Annotated in this window: 24 protein-coding genes; all 24 read right to left on the bottom strand. The window is 46.7% G+C overall.

From position 1 onward, the window contains the following. Positions 1–3: 3 nt before the first annotated feature. The 24 genes from rpsE to rpoC all read right to left on the bottom strand — a co-directional run bounded on the left by rpsE (position 4) and on the right by rpoC (position 16,611). Entirely contained in the window at positions 4–522 is a 519-nt protein-coding gene (gene rpsE, locus ADIS_RS18845) for a 30S ribosomal protein S5 (RefSeq protein WP_010856279.1), read from the bottom strand. 8 nt (positions 523–530) lie between these two features. Then, positions 531–881 (bottom strand): 50S ribosomal protein L18, encoded by a 351-nt coding sequence (rplR, locus tag ADIS_RS18850; RefSeq protein ID WP_010856280.1) that lies wholly within the window; start codon positions 879–881, stop codon positions 531–533. Between the two features lie 7 nt (positions 882–888). After that, a complete protein-coding gene (gene rplF, locus ADIS_RS18855) occupies positions 889–1,446 on the bottom strand; it encodes a 50S ribosomal protein L6 (RefSeq protein ID WP_035806970.1) in 558 nt (185 codons plus the stop codon). 12 nt (positions 1,447–1,458) lie between these two features. Further along, on the bottom strand, positions 1,459–1,854 hold the full coding sequence (gene rpsH / locus ADIS_RS18860; protein ID WP_010856282.1) for a 30S ribosomal protein S8: 396 nt from the start codon (positions 1,852–1,854) through the stop codon (positions 1,459–1,461). A gap of 84 nt (positions 1,855–1,938) precedes the next feature. Beyond that, the gene (rpsN, locus tag ADIS_RS18865; RefSeq protein WP_010856283.1) at positions 1,939–2,208 is read right to left on the bottom strand and encodes a 30S ribosomal protein S14; all 270 of its coding nucleotides are present in this window, start codon (positions 2,206–2,208) and stop codon (positions 1,939–1,941) included. Between the two features lie 2 nt (positions 2,209–2,210). Next, positions 2,211–2,771, bottom strand: coding sequence for a 50S ribosomal protein L5 (rplE, locus tag ADIS_RS18870; protein ID WP_010856284.1), 561 nt, complete (start codon positions 2,769–2,771; stop codon positions 2,211–2,213). Then, positions 2,764–3,108, bottom strand: coding sequence for a 50S ribosomal protein L24 (gene rplX / locus ADIS_RS18875; protein WP_035806974.1), 345 nt, complete (start codon positions 3,106–3,108; stop codon positions 2,764–2,766). Before rplX ends, rplE begins: the two co-directional genes overlap by 8 nt. 2 nt (positions 3,109–3,110) lie before the next feature. Continuing rightward, positions 3,111–3,479, bottom strand: coding sequence for a 50S ribosomal protein L14 (gene rplN / locus ADIS_RS18880; RefSeq protein ID WP_010856286.1), 369 nt, complete (start codon positions 3,477–3,479; stop codon positions 3,111–3,113). Between the two features lie 2 nt (positions 3,480–3,481). Beyond that, positions 3,482–3,745, bottom strand: a complete 264-nt coding sequence (gene rpsQ / locus ADIS_RS18885) for a 30S ribosomal protein S17 (protein ID WP_010856287.1) — start codon at positions 3,743–3,745, stop codon at positions 3,482–3,484. A gap of 8 nt (positions 3,746–3,753) precedes the next feature. Further along, on the bottom strand, positions 3,754–3,948 hold the full coding sequence (gene rpmC / locus ADIS_RS18890) for a 50S ribosomal protein L29 (protein ID WP_010856288.1): 195 nt from the start codon (positions 3,946–3,948) through the stop codon (positions 3,754–3,756). 9 nt (positions 3,949–3,957) lie between these two features. Further along, positions 3,958–4,377 carry a 50S ribosomal protein L16 gene (gene rplP, locus ADIS_RS18895; protein ID WP_035806977.1) on the bottom strand — a complete coding sequence of 140 codons (420 nt, stop codon included), beginning with the start codon at positions 4,375–4,377 and terminating at the stop codon, positions 3,958–3,960. A gap of 21 nt (positions 4,378–4,398) precedes the next feature. Next, positions 4,399–5,148 carry a 30S ribosomal protein S3 gene (rpsC, locus tag ADIS_RS18900; RefSeq protein WP_010856290.1) on the bottom strand — a complete coding sequence of 250 codons (750 nt, stop codon included), beginning with the start codon at positions 5,146–5,148 and terminating at the stop codon, positions 4,399–4,401. A 3-nt stretch (positions 5,149–5,151) separates the two neighbouring features. Beyond that, positions 5,152–5,541 (bottom strand): 50S ribosomal protein L22, encoded by a 390-nt coding sequence (gene rplV / locus ADIS_RS18905; RefSeq protein ID WP_010856291.1) that lies wholly within the window; start codon positions 5,539–5,541, stop codon positions 5,152–5,154. Between the two features lie 2 nt (positions 5,542–5,543). Then, entirely contained in the window at positions 5,544–5,822 is a 279-nt protein-coding gene (gene rpsS / locus ADIS_RS18910; protein WP_010856292.1) for a 30S ribosomal protein S19, read from the bottom strand. Positions 5,823–5,824: 2 nt separating this feature from the next. Continuing rightward, positions 5,825–6,649 (bottom strand): 50S ribosomal protein L2, encoded by an 825-nt coding sequence (gene rplB / locus ADIS_RS18915; protein ID WP_010856293.1) that lies wholly within the window; start codon positions 6,647–6,649, stop codon positions 5,825–5,827. 13 nt (positions 6,650–6,662) lie between these two features. Further along, on the bottom strand, positions 6,663–6,953 hold the full coding sequence (gene rplW / locus ADIS_RS18920) for a 50S ribosomal protein L23 (RefSeq protein WP_010856294.1): 291 nt from the start codon (positions 6,951–6,953) through the stop codon (positions 6,663–6,665). A gap of 1 nt (position 6,954) precedes the next feature. Next, positions 6,955–7,584, bottom strand: coding sequence for a 50S ribosomal protein L4 (gene rplD / locus ADIS_RS18925; protein ID WP_010856295.1), 630 nt, complete (start codon positions 7,582–7,584; stop codon positions 6,955–6,957). Positions 7,585–7,588: 4 nt separating this feature from the next. Continuing rightward, a complete protein-coding gene (gene rplC, locus ADIS_RS18930) occupies positions 7,589–8,221 on the bottom strand; it encodes a 50S ribosomal protein L3 (RefSeq protein WP_035806982.1) in 633 nt (210 codons plus the stop codon). Positions 8,222–8,458: 237 nt separating this feature from the next. Beyond that, positions 8,459–8,764, bottom strand: a complete 306-nt coding sequence (gene rpsJ / locus ADIS_RS18935) for a 30S ribosomal protein S10 (RefSeq protein WP_010856297.1) — start codon at positions 8,762–8,764, stop codon at positions 8,459–8,461. Positions 8,765–8,777: 13 nt separating this feature from the next. Next, the gene (fusA, locus tag ADIS_RS18940) at positions 8,778–10,895 is read right to left on the bottom strand and encodes an elongation factor G (protein WP_010856298.1); all 2,118 of its coding nucleotides are present in this window, start codon (positions 10,893–10,895) and stop codon (positions 8,778–8,780) included. A gap of 6 nt (positions 10,896–10,901) precedes the next feature. Next, a complete protein-coding gene (gene rpsG / locus ADIS_RS18945; protein WP_010856299.1) occupies positions 10,902–11,369 on the bottom strand; it encodes a 30S ribosomal protein S7 in 468 nt (155 codons plus the stop codon). A gap of 22 nt (positions 11,370–11,391) precedes the next feature. Continuing rightward, on the bottom strand, positions 11,392–11,802 hold the full coding sequence (gene rpsL, locus ADIS_RS18950; RefSeq protein WP_035806986.1) for a 30S ribosomal protein S12: 411 nt from the start codon (positions 11,800–11,802) through the stop codon (positions 11,392–11,394). A 100-nt stretch (positions 11,803–11,902) separates the two neighbouring features. After that, positions 11,903–12,229: a DUF3467 domain-containing protein gene (locus ADIS_RS18955; RefSeq protein ID WP_035807015.1), complete on the bottom strand. Its 327-nt coding sequence runs from the start codon at positions 12,227–12,229 to the stop codon at positions 11,903–11,905. A gap of 68 nt (positions 12,230–12,297) precedes the next feature. After that, complete coding sequence (gene rpoC, locus ADIS_RS18960; RefSeq protein WP_010856302.1) at positions 12,298–16,611, bottom strand: DNA-directed RNA polymerase subunit beta'; 4,314 nt, start codon at positions 16,609–16,611, stop codon at positions 12,298–12,300. Positions 16,612–16,617 lie beyond the last annotated feature (6 nt).

Below are 16,617 nucleotides of genomic sequence, written 5' to 3' on the forward strand. Positions count from 1 at the left end.
GTATTAACCGTTAAAAACCTTAGACAATTTAACTCTCCGCTGCTGGGAAACGGCAATCGCATCCCGCATATTTTCCAATGCATCGATGGTCGCTTTTACCACGTTGTGCGGGTTTGACGATCCTTTGGATTTTGCCAAAATATCGGTATACCCAGCGCTCTCCAATACAGCTCTCATCGCACCACCTGCAAGAACACCCGTACCAGGAGCTGCCGGCTTGATCAATACGAGACCTCCTCCATATTTACCTTGTTGATCATGGGGCACAGTACCTTTGTAAAGAGGAACCTGAATTAGATTCTTCTTGGCATCCTCTATGCCCTTAGTAATAGCATCAGTCACCTCGTTGGCCTTTCCTAATCCATAACCAACGATTCCGTTTCCATCACCCACTACTACAATTGCTGAAAAGGAGAAACGCCTACCGCCTTTTACCACTTTGGCAACCCGGTTTATAGCTACTACTTTTTCCTTCAGCTCAGTATCAGTAGCCCTAATTGGTTTTTTTCGTATTTGGGACATAATATCTATTAAAATTTAAGGCCAGCTTCCCTGGCACCGTCTGCCAGAGCTTTAACATTACCATGATAAAGGTACCCGCTTCGATCGAATACCACTTCACTTACTCCACCCGCTAGCGCCTTTTCGGCGATTTTCTTACCGACTTCTTTAGAAACCGATAGGTTGGTATTTGAAATGGATCCCAATTCCTTGGATGAAGCACTTGCAAGTGTATGACCCTTAAGGTCGTTCACAATCTGGGCATATATACCGGTATTACTCTTGAATACCGCCAAGCGTGGCCTAGAATCGGTACCGGAGATCTTCCTCCGAATACTTTTTTTAATCCTACGTCTACGTTCGTTTTTATTAAAAGCCATGTCTCAATTATTTTTTAGCAGAAGTTTTACCAGCTTTACGTCTAACCACTTCACCAACGAAACGAACACCCTTACCTTTGAACGGCTCAACCTTCCTGAATGACTTGATTTTTGCAGCAATCTGACCGATCAACTCTTTGTCGATACCCTCCAACGTGATCAAAGGATTCTTACCTTTGGGCGTTTCGGTTTTTAGGGAAATCTCTGATGGGATTGCAAAAAAGATATTGTGGGAATATCCAAGGGATAACTCCAACACTTGCCCTTGATTGGTAGCCTTATAACCTACCCCAACAAGCTCCAGATCCTTCTTGTAGCCTTCACTCACCCCTATCACCATGTTGTTCAACAAAGACCTGTAAAGACCGTGGAGCGATTTGTGGCGCTTGGAGTCCGTAGGACGAGCCACAGACAATTGACTGCCCTCTACAGATATGGTAATGTCAGGATTAACTTCCTGCTTCAGCGTACCTTTGGGACCTTTAACAGTGACCTCGTTATACTTGGACACGTCTACAGTAACACCCGCGGGTATATTTATTGGTTTTTTACCTATTCTAGACATCGTATTCCGATATTAATAAACATAACAAAGTACTTCGCCACCGATACCTTCTGTACGGGCTTCCTTGTCAGTCATGATTCCTTTGGAGGTAGAGATGATCGCTACACCCAAACCATTGATTACTCGGGGAAGGGTTTCCTTACCCACATACTTACGCAAGCCAGGCTTGCTTACCCTCGTAAGGTTAACGATGGCATTCTCTTTGGTCGAAGGATTGTATTTCAACGCAATTTTGATGGTTCCCTGAGGACCATTGCCATCAAACTTGTAGTTCTGTATATATCCCTTTTCAAAAAGAACCTTGGTGATTTCCTTCTTTATGTTCGAAGCAGGAATCTCCACTATCCGGTGAGAAGCTTTGATCGCGTTTCTCAACCTGGTCAGATAATCAGCTATTGGATCAGTCATATTTGTAAATAGTCTAACTGCACGCCCCCAATGGGCGGGCAAAGTTACACAATGATTCTAAGAATAAAAACTTTTGTCTGATTTTTACCAGCTGGACTTGGTGATACCAGGTATTTTCCCAGCGGACGCCATCTCTCTGAAAGTTACCCGGTTGATGCCAAATTTACGCATATACCCTTTTGGGCGTCCGGTCAGCTTGCAACGGTTGTGAAGCCTTACGGGAGAAGCGTTTTTGGGCAGTTTATCCAGTGCTTCGTAATCACCGGCAGCCTTCAACTCTGCTCTCTTTTTTGCATATTTGGCTACAAGACGCTCTCTTTTACGCTCACGGGCTTTTATCGACTCTCTTGCCATGATCAGTTTTCTTTATTTTTGTTTACAAAAGGCATTCCCAACGCTTTCAACAAAGCGAAGGCTTCCTCATCTGTTTCGGCAGTAGTTACCAAGGTAATGTCCATACCGGAGATTCGGTTCACTTTCTCTATGCTGATTTCAGGGAAAATAATCTGTTCAGTCACTCCAAGTGTGTAGTTACCTCGTCCATCGAAACCCTTGTCCGAAATACCTTTGAAGTCACGCACCCTAGGTAATGCTACGCTGACCAATCGATCCAAAAACTCATACATCCTGTCACCACGAAGCGTAACCTTAGCACCGATAGGCATTCCTTCTCTCAACTTAAAGTTAGAGATGGAGTTCTTAGCTTTCGTCGCCACGGCTCTCTGACCTGCGATGATAGTAAGCTCTTCCACGCCCTGATCTACCAACTTCTTGTCAGCAACAGCGGCTCCAATACCTTTGTTGATCACGATTTTGGTCAACTTGGGAACCTGCATCACCGACTTATACTGAAATTTCTCCTTCAATTCAGCGGAGATTTCAGCTGCAAACTTTTCTTTTAATCTAGGTTTAGCCATTGATCACCTCCCCGGTTTTCTTTGAATACCTTACTAACTTTCCTTTTTCTCCTATCTTTCTACCTATACGCGTAGCCTCACCTGTTTTTGGGTCTACCAACATGAGGTTACTCGCATGAATTGGAGCTTCAATCTTATCGATCGATCCCTGTGGAGAGTTGGCGGTTGGCTTTCTGTGCTTCGTTACGATATTCAAGCCCTCTACGATGGCCCTTCGCTTGGCGATGTCCACGGAAAGCACTTTTCCTTGCTTGCCTTTATCGTCCCCGGAAATCACCTTCACAGTGTCACCGGTTTTGATGTGCATCTTGGGATGCTTTATCACTTTCTTTTCCATGATTACAGAACTTCAGGAGCTAGAGATACAATCTTCATAAACTGTTTTTCACGCAACTCCCTGGCAACGGGGCCAAAAATACGTGTGCCTCTAGGCTCGTCGTTGTTATTGAGAAGAACAGCGGCATTATCCTCAAAGCGTATATATGACCCATCTTTCCTTCTTACTTCTTTTTTGGTTCGAACGATTACCGCTTTCGAAACGGTACCTTTTTTCATATTGCTGGAGGAAAGAGCTGATTTCACCGTGACAACTACTTTGTCGCCGATAGAGGCATAACGCCTTCCCGTTCCACCCAGCACGCGGATGACAAGCACTTCCTTGGCACCTGAATTATCCGCAACACTCAGTCTTGATTCTTGTTGTATCATGATTACTTAGCTCTTTCGACGATTTCTACTAATCTCCAACGCTTTCTTTTGCTCAGCGGACGAGTCTCACTGATTCGCACCAGATCTCCTGGGTTACAGTCGTTGTTCTCGTCATGGGCCATAAATTTGGTAGTTTTGGCAACGAATTTACCGTAGATAGGGTGTTTTACCCTTCGCTCCACAGCAACAGTGATAGACTTGTCCATCGCGTTGCTAACTACCTTTCCTATTCTTTCTTTACGCAGGTTTCTTTCTGTAGTAGCCATTGTATTCATTATTTAGCTAGTTGTTTTGCCCGCAAAGCCGTCTTCAATCTTGCGACCAATTTCTTTGCCTGACCAATCTTATTTGGATTCTCTATGGGAGAAATGGCATGAGCGAATCTCAACTTAGTCAAATTCTCCTGCTCAGCTACGATGCGATCATTAAGTTCACCCTCAGTGAGCGCGTTTATTTCGGAATTCTTCATCTTCGTAAATTATCCTACGTATTCTCTACGTACCACAAATTTTGTACTGACCGGAAGTTTCTGCTGAGCTAATCTCAACGCCTCCTGAGCCACTTCCAAACTTACTCCTGTTGCTTCAAAAAGGATTGTTCCGGGCTTGATTACCGCAACCCAATACTCGGGCGCACCCTTACCTTTACCCATTCGTACCTCAGCAGGCTTTTTGGTGATAGGCTTGTCAGGAAAAATCCTGATCCAAACCTGTCCTTCCCGCTTCATTGCCCGGGTCATTGCGATACGGGCTGCTTCTATTTGACGGGATGTAATCCATCCCGGCTCCAAAGACTTGATGCCAAAGTTGCCGAAAGACAAGGTATGTCCCCGCTGGGCAATACCTTTGACTCTGCCTTTGTGCATCTTTCTAAATTTCGTTCTTCTTGGCTGTAACATGATTCGTCAATTAGGGTGAAATTAATTGCTTCGTTTTCTTCGTTTTGGTCCACCGCCATTATCTCGTCTACGTCTGTTGCCAGCCGCAGGAGCCGCATTGCCTTTGCTGTCGCCAGCAGCTACGACGTTGGGAGATAGATCCCGCTTGCCATAAACTTCACCTTTGAAAATCCAAACTTTGATACCGATGATACCATACACCGTCTGCGCTTCCGAAATCGCATAATCCACGTCCGCACGTAGGGTGTGCAATGGGATACGTCCTTCCTTGTACATTTCAGAACGCGCCATCTCAGCACCGCCAAGTCGACCGGAAAGTTTCACCTTGATGCCCTCAGCACCTACTCGCATAGTGGCTGCGATCGCTTGCTTCATGGCTCTTCTGAATGATATTCTAGCCTCTAACTGCTGACCGATAGACTCGCCCACCAATTTGGCATCCAACTCAGGTCGTTTGATCTCAAAAATATTGATTTGAACGTCCTTATTGGTAAGCTTTTTAAGCTCTTCTTTCAATTTATCTACCTCAGATCCACCTTTACCGATCACTACTCCCGGACGGGCGGTCTGAATGGTAAGCGTAATCCTCTTAAGGGTACGCTCGATGATTACTTTGGAAATACCTCCTTTGGGTATCCTTGCATACACGTAATTTCGGATCTTCTGATCTTCATAAAGCTTGTCGGCAAAATCCCGGCCACCATACCAGTTTGAATCCCAGCCCTTTATGATACCAAGTCTTAAACCAATCGGGTTTACTTTCTGTCCCATATGTTAGTTTACATTTTCGGTTGATTCTACAACATCAGCGGTAACACCCCCGCCGACTGAATCAACGATAAGGGTTACATGATTTGATCTTTTTCGTATTCTATGAGCCCTTCCCTGGGGAGCAGGCCTTAGACGCTTCAACATACGGCCACCGTCAACCATAATGGTTTTGACATACAGATCCGCATCTTCCAATTTCTCATCGGGATTCTTTGCCTGCCAATTGGCTACAGCGGACAACAACAGTTTTTCCAACTTGATTGCCCCGTGGTTAGGTGTATACCTAAGAACGCTAAGTGCATGTCCCACGCGCTTGCCTCTGATCAGATCAGCTACGAGTCTCATTTTTCTCGTAGAGGTAGGAACATCGTTTAATCTTGCTATTGCTTCCATGATTATCTCTTTCCTTTATCTTTTTTGGCAATGTGGCCTCTAAAATTACGGGTTGGGGCAAACTCGCCCAATTTATGTCCTACCATATTGTCTGTGACAAACACAGGGATAAACTTGTTTCCGTTATGCACAGCAAAGGTATGGCCTACGAAATCCGGAGAGATCATCGACCTTCTTGACCAGGTCTTGATCACAGATTTCTTCCCGGATTCGTTCATCGCATCCACTTTTTTTACCAAATGGTGTTCGATATACGGACCTTTTTTTAATGAACGTGCCATAGTTATTTAGATCTTCTACTGATGATAAGTTTGTTGGAATACTTCTTGGTTGATCGGGTTTTCTTACCCTTGGCGAGTAAGCCCTTTCTGGAACGGGGATGCCCTCCGGAAGATCGGCCCTCACCACCACCCATTGGGTGATCTACAGGGTTCATTGCAACACCTCTTGTTCTTGGACGCCTGCCCAACCAACGGTTCCTACCTGCCTTGCCGAGCACCACATTCATGTGGTCTCCGTTGGAAACAGTACCTACAGTGGCCCTGCAAGTACCCAACACCATTCTCATCTCACCTGAAGGCAACTTGACCGTTACGTATTTACCTTCTCTCGCTACGATCTGCGCATAACTTCCAGCACTTCTCGCCATCGCAGCACCTTTCCCAGGCTTCAATTCGATCGCATGAACGATCGTACCAAGAGGTATGTTGGCTATAAGCATGCTGTTGCCTACTTCGGGCGCAACCTGCTCGCCAGAAATGATCGTCTGACCAACCTCTAGCCCCTCTGGCGCAATGATATACGTCTTTGTTCCATCCACATAGAACAAAAGAGCAATACGCGCCGTACGGTTTGGATCGTATTCAATGGAATTCACTACAGCAGGAACCCCATCTTTATTTCTTTTGAAATCGATGATACGAAGTCTTCTTTTGTGTCCTCCACCTATGTAGCGATTGGTCATCTTACCGGAATTGTTCCGGCCACCAGTCTTTTTCAAAGGTGCCAACAAACTCTTCTCGGGTTTGGATGCAGTAATCTCATCAAACGCCGGAGCGACTCTGAATCTGGTTCCGGGAGTTACCGGCTTAAGTTTCTTAACTGCCATGATTCTTCTTCTATTATATTTCTCCGTAAAAATCGATTATCTCTCCGTCAGCTACCTGAATAATGGCCTTCTTGAACGCATTGGTATAGCCGCTGACAATTTTTGCTTTCGTGTACCTGGATTTCTTCTTACCCGCATAACGCATGGTACGCACATCCACTACTTTTACACCGTACATATCTTCCACTGCCTTTTTGATCTGAGGCTTCTTCGCGGTCTTCTCGACCACAAAACCGTAAACCCCGCGATCATTTTGAGCAGAGATCTTCTCTGTAATCAAAGGTTTCTTTAATACATTCTTCATCTTACTTCGATAATAGGGTTTCCAACTTACTTACGGAGCCCTCACACAGCACCAAGCTGTCTGCGTTTAGAAGCTCATAGGTATTGACATCATTAACCACCATTACCCTGGCCTTTGGCAAATTCCTGCTTGACAAAACAACGTTTTTATTGTTTTCAGGAAGAAGCAAGAGCGTCTTCTTGTCCGCAAGCGACAAATTGGACAATAGCTCTAGGTAGCTTTTGGTCTTGGGTGCTTCAAAATTGAAGTCCTCCAACACCACTACGCTATTGTCTTTGGCTTTATAAGTAAAGGCTGATTTTCTAGCCAATTGCTTCAACTTTTTGTTGAGCTTAAAGGAATAGTCCCTAGGCTTGGGACCAAAAACTCGGCCCCCACCTCTGAAGAGGGGCGACTTCAACGACCCTGCTCTGGCGCCGCCAGTTCCTTTTTGCTTCTTGATCTTCTTGGTAGATCCGGCTACCTCATTTCGCTCTTTGGATTTGTGCGTACCCTGACGTCTGTTCGCCAAAAATTGCTTAACATCCAAATAGATAGCGTGATCGTTCGGCTCAATTCCGAATATATCCTCGGGAAGGTTTACCGTCCTACCGGTATCCTCACCGCTTTGTTTTAATACTGCTAATTCCATCTTCTTACTTCTCTAGAATTACATAAGAGTTTTTCGCTCCGGGTACAGAACCGCTTACCAGCAACAAGTTCTGCTCAGGATAGATTTTTAACACCCGTAGGTTTACCACCTTCACCCGATCACCACCAGTTCTACCAGCCATACGCATGCCTTTGAATACCCTTGAAGGCCAAGAACAGGCACCAATAGAACCAGGATGGCGCTGACGGTTGTGCTGACCGTGGGTTTGACCACCCACACCACCAAAACCGTGACGCTTCACAACGCCCTGAAAACCCTTACCTTTTGAGGTACCTATCGCATCGACAAAGTCTCCCTCAACAAAAACCTCAGCAGCCTTTACGGTTTTCCCAAGGTCAACCTGACCTTCGAATTCAACCCTAAAGTCCCGAAACTCAACAACTTTGTGCTTTGGCGTAGTGCCGGCCTTTTTGAAATGGCCAACCAACGGCTTGGGCGTATTCTTCTCCTTACGCTCACCGTACGCCAATTGAACAGCGTTGTACCCGTCTGTATCAACGTTTTTTACTTGCGTCACTACGCAAGGACCAGCTTCTATTAGCGTGCATGCGACATTACGCCCATCGGCACTGAAAATGCTAGTCATTCCTACTTTTTTTCCTATTATTCCAGACATCTTCTGTTATATAATAAACCAAGAAACACAAGTATGGACACACCTGTGCTTTTTTAAAGGACTGCAAAGTTAGCAATTAATATTCTCCTTACAAATCCCAACTTTAATATTTTCAATTAATTAGCTAAAAACAGGGGAGTGAGGGAACTATTGGCACCACAAACGGCAAAAGAGATGTTAAAAAGCTATCAAAAAAAAAAGCCTACACCGAAGTGTAGGCTTCCAAATGACACAGGGTCATACTTTGATTTCAACATCCACACCACTGGGGAGCTCAATCTTCATGAGCGCATCCACCGTTTTGGAGCTGTTGGAATAGATATCCACCAGACGCTTGTAGGTGCAAAGCTGAAACTGCTCCCTCGACTTCTTGTTCACGTGTGGAGAGCGCAATACCGTAAATTTTTCCTTCTTGGTCGGAAGTGGGATGGGGCCTACTACGACCGCACCCGTTGACTTTACCGCTTTCACGATCTTCTCTGAGGACTTGTCCACCAAGCTGTGATCGTAGGACTTTAGTTTTATTCTGATTTTCTGATTCATGTTCTGTCAATATTTAGGCTTTCTCACCTTTTACCTTGGCAATGACTCCCTCGGCGATGTTTGTTGGAACAGGCTCGTAGTGGGAGAATGTTAAAGAAGCGGTCGCTCTTCCGGAAGAAATCGTTCTCAGATCGGTTACATAACCGAAGAGTTCTGACAAAGGAACCACAGCTCTAATAACTGTAGAAGTACCTTTCGTATCCATCCCCTTCATTAAGCCACGCCTTCTGTTCAGGTCACCGGTAATTGGTCCGGTGTATTCATCAGGAGTCACTACGTCAACAGACATGATTGGCTCAAGCAACTGTGGCTTACATTTCTTAGCTGCTTCTTTGAAACCGATCCTTGCCGCCAATTCAAAAGAAAGCGCGTCAGAATCGACATCGTGGAAGGAACCATGGAACAAACGAACCTTCATGGCCTCTATCGGATAGCCTGCCAAGGGTCCATTCTTCATGGCCTCGGCAAAGCCCTTTTGTACGGGTGGAATGAATTCCTTTGGAATAACACCACCAACGATGCCATTTACGAAATCCAATCCTGGCTTAATCTCACCAGTCTCCGGATCGGGATCTTTGGGCCCAAGTTCAAACACGATGTCGGCAAACTTACCTTTACCACCTGTCTGCTTCTTGTACACCTCTTTGTGCTCAACGGAACCAAACAACGCTTCTTTGTAGGCCACTTGAGGAGCTCCCTGGTTGATTTCTACCTTAAACTCCCTTTTCAGACGGTCTATGATAATGTCGAGGTGAAGCTCACCCATACCGCGCAGGATAGTCTGACCCGTTTCATGGTCTGTATTCACCTGAAGGGTAGGATCCTCTTCTACCAATTTTGAAATCGCCATACCGAGCTTATCCACATCAGCCTGCTTCTTAGGCTCGATGGCATATCCGATTACGGGCTCTGGGAACACCATGGACTCCAATACTACCTTACGCTTTTCGTCACAAAGGGTATCGCCAGTCTTGATGTCCTTGAATCCAACAACCGCACCAATATCTCCCGCACGAAGTGCGTCGATCTGATTCTGCTTATTGGCGTGCATTTGAAATACCCTTGATATACGCTCCTTATTTCCGGAACGGGTATTATATATATAGGAACCGGACTCCAGTGTTCCCGAATAGGCACGTACAAAGCAAAGCCTACCAACAAAGGGGTCGGTTGCAATCTTAAATGCCAATCCGGTAAACGGCTCAGTCTCGTCAGGAGAAATTCGAATCTCGTCTTCCGAGTCAGGCGCATGTCCAAAGATATCGTCCTTGTCCAATGGCGAAGGCAACAGTTCCATCACCAAATCCAACATGGTCTGAACTCCCTTGTTTTTAAAGGAAGATCCACAAACCATGGGAACGATCTTCATATCAATGGTGGCACGACGTAGCGCGTTAAGGATTTCCGCTTCGGTGATCGAATCCGGATCCTCAAAAAACTTTTCCATCAATGACTCGTCGTAATCAGCAACAGCCTCCAATAGGTGTTCTCTCCACTCGGCAGCTTCCTCCACCATGTCCTCCGGAATGGGAACAACCTCATAGGTCATGCCCAAATCATCCTCATTCCAGATGATGCCCCGGTTGTTTATAAGGTCAACCACTCCCCTAAACTTCTCTTCAGCACCGATAGGCAATTGCAAAGGCACTGCGTAGCTGCCCAGCATTTCCTTCACCTGCTTGCAGACATCCAAAAAATTGGCCCCCGCACGGTCCATTTTGTTGACAAATCCTATACGGGCTACCTTATAGTTATCTGCCAGTCTCCAGTTGGTTTCTGATTGCGGTTCAACACCGTCAACAGCACTGAACAGGAAAACCAGGCCGTCCAAAATCCGTAGGGAACGGTTCACCTCCACGGTGAAATCCACGTGACCTGGCGTATCGATGATATTAATCTGGTATTTGTTATCTCTGTAGTTCCAAAAAACAGTAGTAGCAGCAGATGTAATGGTAATACCTCTTTCTTGCTCTTGTGCCATCCAGTCCATGGTAGCCGCACCATCGTGAACCTCTCCAATTTTATGGCTAACGCCGGAATAGAAAAGAATCCGCTCTGTCGTGGTTGTTTTACCGGCGTCAATGTGCGCGGCGATACCGATGTTTCTGGTATATCTTAAATCTCTTGCCATTATCTATTAAAATCTAAAGTGCGAGAATGCTTTGTTTGCTTCGGCCATACGATGTGTATCATCCTTCTTCTTCACAGCGGCACCTTCGCCTTTAGCAGCAGCGATTACCTCGCCTGCCAGCCTATCCATCATCGTCTTCTCTCCCCTTTTACGGGCGTAGGTTATCATCCACTTGATTCCCAGGGATTGCTTTCGCTCAGGTCTCACTTCCATTGGCACCTGGAAAGTAGCCCCACCAACCCTACGACTCTTCACCTCTACGGATGGAGTAATATTGTTAAGCGCTTTTTTCCAAACCTCAAGACCATTCTCGCCTACTTTGTCTTCTACCTTTGCGATCGCATCGTAAAAGATCTTGTAAGCAATACTTTTCTTACCATCAACCATCAAGCAGTTCACGAATTTGGTCACCAAAATATCGTTGAACTTTGGATCAGGAAGAATATACCTCTTTTTAGGTTTCGCTTTTCTCATGTTAACTTATACTTTATACCGATTATTTCTTTTTGGCTGGTGCAGCTGGCGCTCCCTTACCCGCTTTTGGACGCTTGGCACCATATTTGGACCTGCCCTGCTTTCTGTCCTTCACACCGGCAGTATCCAAGGCTCCACGGATAATGTGGTACCGAACACCTGGAAGATCTTTTACCCTACCGCCGCGGATAAGCACGATGGAGTGCTCCTGAAGGTTATGTCCCTCACCGGGAATGTAGGCGTTAACCTCTTTTCCGTTGGTCAACCTTACACGGGCCACTTTCCTCATCGCTGAGTTAGGCTTCTTGGGGGTAGTGGTGTACACCCTGGTACACACCCCTCTACGCTGCGGACAAGCGTCCAAAGCCCGTGACTTGGACTTCGTCTCGAGGGTATTTCTACCTTTTCTTACTAACTGTTGTATAGTAGGCATTAATAGATGAAGTTAATTTACTGCTTTTAAACTTTTATTTTTTGGACTGCAAAGGTAAACAAATCAATAAAACAAACAAAATTAAGCAGTTATATTTTCGTTATGCCTCCCCTAAAGCTCCCCCAAAATTCAGGGGAAATTCTGGGGCGCCGGCACCGCTTTTAATCTTGCCAAAAGACATCTCATACCGATCGATATTATCTTTCAAGGCCGCCAACAGCCGCTTCGCGTGATCAGGGGTGATAATGATCCTAGACTTCACCTTTGCCTTCGGCACGCCTGGCATCAAACGGATAAAATCGATCACAAACTCCGACTGCGAATGGGCTATCATGGCAAGGTTACTGTATACCCCTTCTGCGATCTCGTCCGTCAACTCTACATTAATCTGTTGTCCTGCCGGCTGATTTTTATCTTGTTCTTCCATGTCCAATGTAGTTAAAGAAAAAAAGGTCTGCATTGCGACAGACCTTTTTTTAGGTTATCTAACGTAAATTATTTGACGGTTTCCCGTGCCTTCTTAGTTGATTGCTTGTCACGCTCACCTACCAAGCGCTCGTATTCTTCCTTGGAACCTACGATGACACGCTCCAGGTTTCGCTGACCCGTTCCTGCCGGGATGAGGTGACCAACGATCACGTTCTCTTTAAGACCCAACAATTCGTCACGCTTACCTCTGATCGCAGCCTCGCTCAGTACTTTGGTGGTTTCCTGGAAGGACGCCGCCGAGATAAAGCTCTCGGTACCCAAAGACGATGCGGTAATTCCCTGTAGGGTCGGCTGTGAAACGGCCGCTTGCGCATCCCGAACCTGTACCAGCTTCAAATCCTTTCGCTTCAAGCTTGAATTTTCATCCCGAAGCCTTCGCGCACTGATGATCATTCCCGGCTTCAACGTAGAAGAATCCCCCGCATCCATCACCACCTTTTTATCCAAAATGGCATCGTTTTCCTCTCGGAATGCCCATTTGTTAACGATTTGGTTTTGAAGGAATCCCGTATCTCCGGCATCCAATATCTCAACTTTTTGCATCATCTGGCTTACGATCACCTCGATGTGCTTATCGTTGATCTTCACACCCTGAAGACGGTACACTTCCTGGATCTCGTTCACCAAGTATTCCTGAACAGCTGTTGGCCCTTTGATGGCCAAAATGTCATTCGGCGTGATCGCTCCATCGGACAAGGGCTCCCCTGCACGGATAAAGTCGTTTTCCTGCACCAGAATATGCTTGGAAAGCGAAACCATGTACCGCTTCTTCACACCGTCTTTGGACTCGATGAAGATTTCCCGGTTACCCCGCTTGATACCTCCATAGCTTACCACACCGTCAATCTCGGAAACCACCGCCGGATTGGATGGGTTACGGGCCTCAAACAACTCAGTTACCCTTGGAAGACCACCTGTGATATCCCTTGTTTTACCAACGGATCTTGGAATCTTGACCAGAATCTGACCTGCACGGACCTTATCGCCCTCCTCTACAGAAAGGTGCGCACCCACCGGTATGTTATAGGATTTCGACTCATCTCCGTAATTCACGATAACAGCCGGGTTTTTGGTTTTATCTTTTGTTTCGATAATTACCTTTTCACGGTAACCGGTCTGATCATCCGCTACCTCCTTGTAGGTTATGCTTTCGATAATCGAATCAAACTCGACCTCTCCGTCAAATTCGGACAGGATCACGGCGTTGTATGGATCCCATGTACATAGGGACTCACCTTTTCCGATTTTCTGTCCATCTTTAACGTTCAACACCGCTCCATAAGGAACGTGGTTGGAAACCAGGGTTTTGCCTGACTTCTGATCGTTAATCTTGATCTCTCCGGATCTTCCCATTACGATGGACACGGCCTCACCATCCTTGTTGATCGTTTCGATCCAACGAAGCTCTTCCTCAAACTCAACGATACCTTCAAACTTCGCATTGATGCTGGCCTCTACTGAGATGTTAGACGCTGTACCACCTACGTGGAAAGTTCGGAGTGTAAGCTGTGTACCTGGTTCACCGATAGACTGGGCGGCGATTACACCGACCGATTCGCCTACCTGCACGATACTTCCGGTAGATAGATTTCTTCCGTAACACTTCGCACAAACGCCTCTGCGGGTTTCGCAGGTCAACACGGATCTGATCTCTACCTCTTCCAACGCAGATTCGTCGATCCGCTTGGCAATGCTATCCGTAATTTCCTCTCCCGACGCCACGATGAGCTCATCGGATATCGGATCAATCACATCGTGAACCGCAATACGGCCCACTACCCTCTCGGACAGTGGCTCTACAATCTCGTCGTTGTCTTTGAGTGCCTGAACCACCAGACCTCTTAGGGTGCCGCAATCCTCTTCCGAGATGATCATATCCTGCGCCACGTCCACCAACCTTCTGGTCAGGTAACCGGCATCTGCCGTTTTCAAGGCAGTATCTGCAAGACCCTTTCGGGCACCGTGCGTAGAGATAAAGTACTCCAATACGTCCAACCCTTCTTTAAAGTTGGAAAGGATTGGGTTTTCGATGATTTCGCCCACAGAACCCTGAAGGTTTTTCTGTGGCTTGGCCATCAAACCCCTCATGCCTCCCAGCTGTCGGATTTGCTCTCTGGAACCCCTAGCTCCGGAGTGCATCATCATAAAGATCGCGTTGAACCCCTGATTATCCTCTTCCATTTGCCTCATTAGGATATTGGTAAGGTTGGAGTTGGTTCGCGTCCAAATATCAATTACCTGGTTATATCGCTCGTTGTCGGTGATAAGCCCCATGAGGTAGTTGTTCCATACCTGGTCTACTTCGGATTTTGCCTTTTCGATCAGCGGATCTTTCTCCTCTGGGATGATTACGTCATCCAATCCCATGGAAAGTCCACCCTGATAGGCCATTTGGAATCCAAGATGTTTGATATCGTCCAAGAATTGGGCAGTACGGGCTATACCACAGATTTTGACCACCTCAGCGATAATTTGCTGAAGCTTCTTCTTGGTAAGCAACTCGTTTACAAAGCCCACTTCGGTAGGTACAAACTGGTTGAAGATCAACCGCCCTGCTACTGTATCGATAATTTCGCTCGCAAGTTCTCCAGTCTCCTTTCGGACAGTCACCTTACACTTGATATGTGCGTGCTTGGAAATACGTCCTTCATTCATAGCGATGATCACTTCCTCCTCGCCATAAAATACCATGCCCTCGCCGGGTACCGGCTCGGAATCGGTGGATTTCTTGCCTTTGGTCACATAGTACAGTCCCAACACCATGTCCTGGGACGGTACGGTGATAGGTGCCCCATTGGCCGGGTTAAGGATGTTATGGGAAGAAAGCATCAATGTACTCGCTTCCAAAATCGCCTCATGGCCCAACGGCACGTGTACGGCCATCTGGTCACCGTCAAAGTCGGCGTTGAAAGCGGTACAGACCAAGGGGTGAAGCTGGATAGCCTTTCCCTCTATCAACTTGGGCTGGAAAGCCTGAATTCCCAATCGGTGCAATGTAGGGGCCCTGTTAAGCAACACGGGATGTCCTTTCAATACGTTTTCCAGGATATCCCATACTACGGGATCCTTTCTATCAACGATTTTCTTGGCAGATTTTACGGTCTTTACAATACCTCTTTCGATTAGCTTCCGGATGATGAACGGCTTAAATAGCTCAGCCGCCATATTTTTGGGAAGCCCACACTCATGCAGCTTCAGCTCAGGGCCAACGACGATAACGGAACGGCCTGAATAGTCTACCCGCTTTCCGAGTAGGTTCTGTCGGAAACGCCCCTGCTTCCCTTTCAACATATCGGAAAGAGACTTCAACGCCCTGTTTCCGTCAGATCTGACGGCATTTACCTTTCTGGAGTTATCGAAAAGGGAATCCACCGCCTCCTGAAGCATCCGCTTCTCGTTTCGGAGGATTACCTCAGGTGCCTTGATATCGATCAATCGTTTCAGACGGTTGTTTCGGATGATTACCCTTCTGTAAAGATCGTTAAGGTCGGAAGTAGCAAATCTGCCACCGTCCAAGGGAACCAAGGGGCGAAGCTCGGGCGGAATCACCGGAACCATGCGCACCACCATCCACTCAGGCCGGTTTTCAATACGTGTCCGCGCATCGCGGAATGCTTCCACTACTTTAAGGCGTTTTAGTGCCTCTGCTTTACGCTGCTGTGAGGTATCGGTAGCAGCCTGGTGTCTCAGGCTGTACGAAAGGTCGTCCAAGTCCAACCGAGCAAGAAGCATTTCCAACGCCTCGGCACCCATCTTGGCTATGAATTTCTGGGGATCTTCGTCATCCAGCATGTGGTTTTCCTTGGGCAACTTGTCCATGATGTCCAAGTATTCATCCTCGGTAAGGAAATCCAGGTATTGCAATCCATCGTCTCCCTTCACGCCGGGTTGCACGACGACATATCGCTCATAATAGACGATCTGATCCAGCTTTTTGGTGGGAAGCCCCAGAAGGTAGCCGATCTTGTTGGGCAAGGACTTAAAATACCAGATATGCGCCACCGGAACCACCAACTCGATGTGTCCCATACGCTCTCTACGTACTTTCTTCTCGGTTACTTCTACGCCACACCGGTCACAAATAATGCCTTTGTATCTAATGCGCTTGTATTTACCACAATGACACTCCCAATCCTTTACGGGACCGAAAATCCGCTCACAGAAGAGCCCGCCCATTTCAGGCTTGTACGTTCTGTAGTTGATGGTTTCCGGCTGGGTTACTTCACCATGCGAGCTGTCCAAAATGGACTCTGGTGAAGCCAAACTAATAGTGACCCGGGAGAAGTCGTTGTTTAGTTTCTTGTTTTTTCTGAACGCCATAGTAAT

Origin of the sequence: Lunatimonas lonarensis (genome assembly GCF_000390185.1) — a bacterium.
In the GTDB taxonomy this organism is placed as follows: domain Bacteria; phylum Bacteroidota; class Bacteroidia; order Cytophagales; family Cyclobacteriaceae; genus Lunatimonas; species Lunatimonas lonarensis.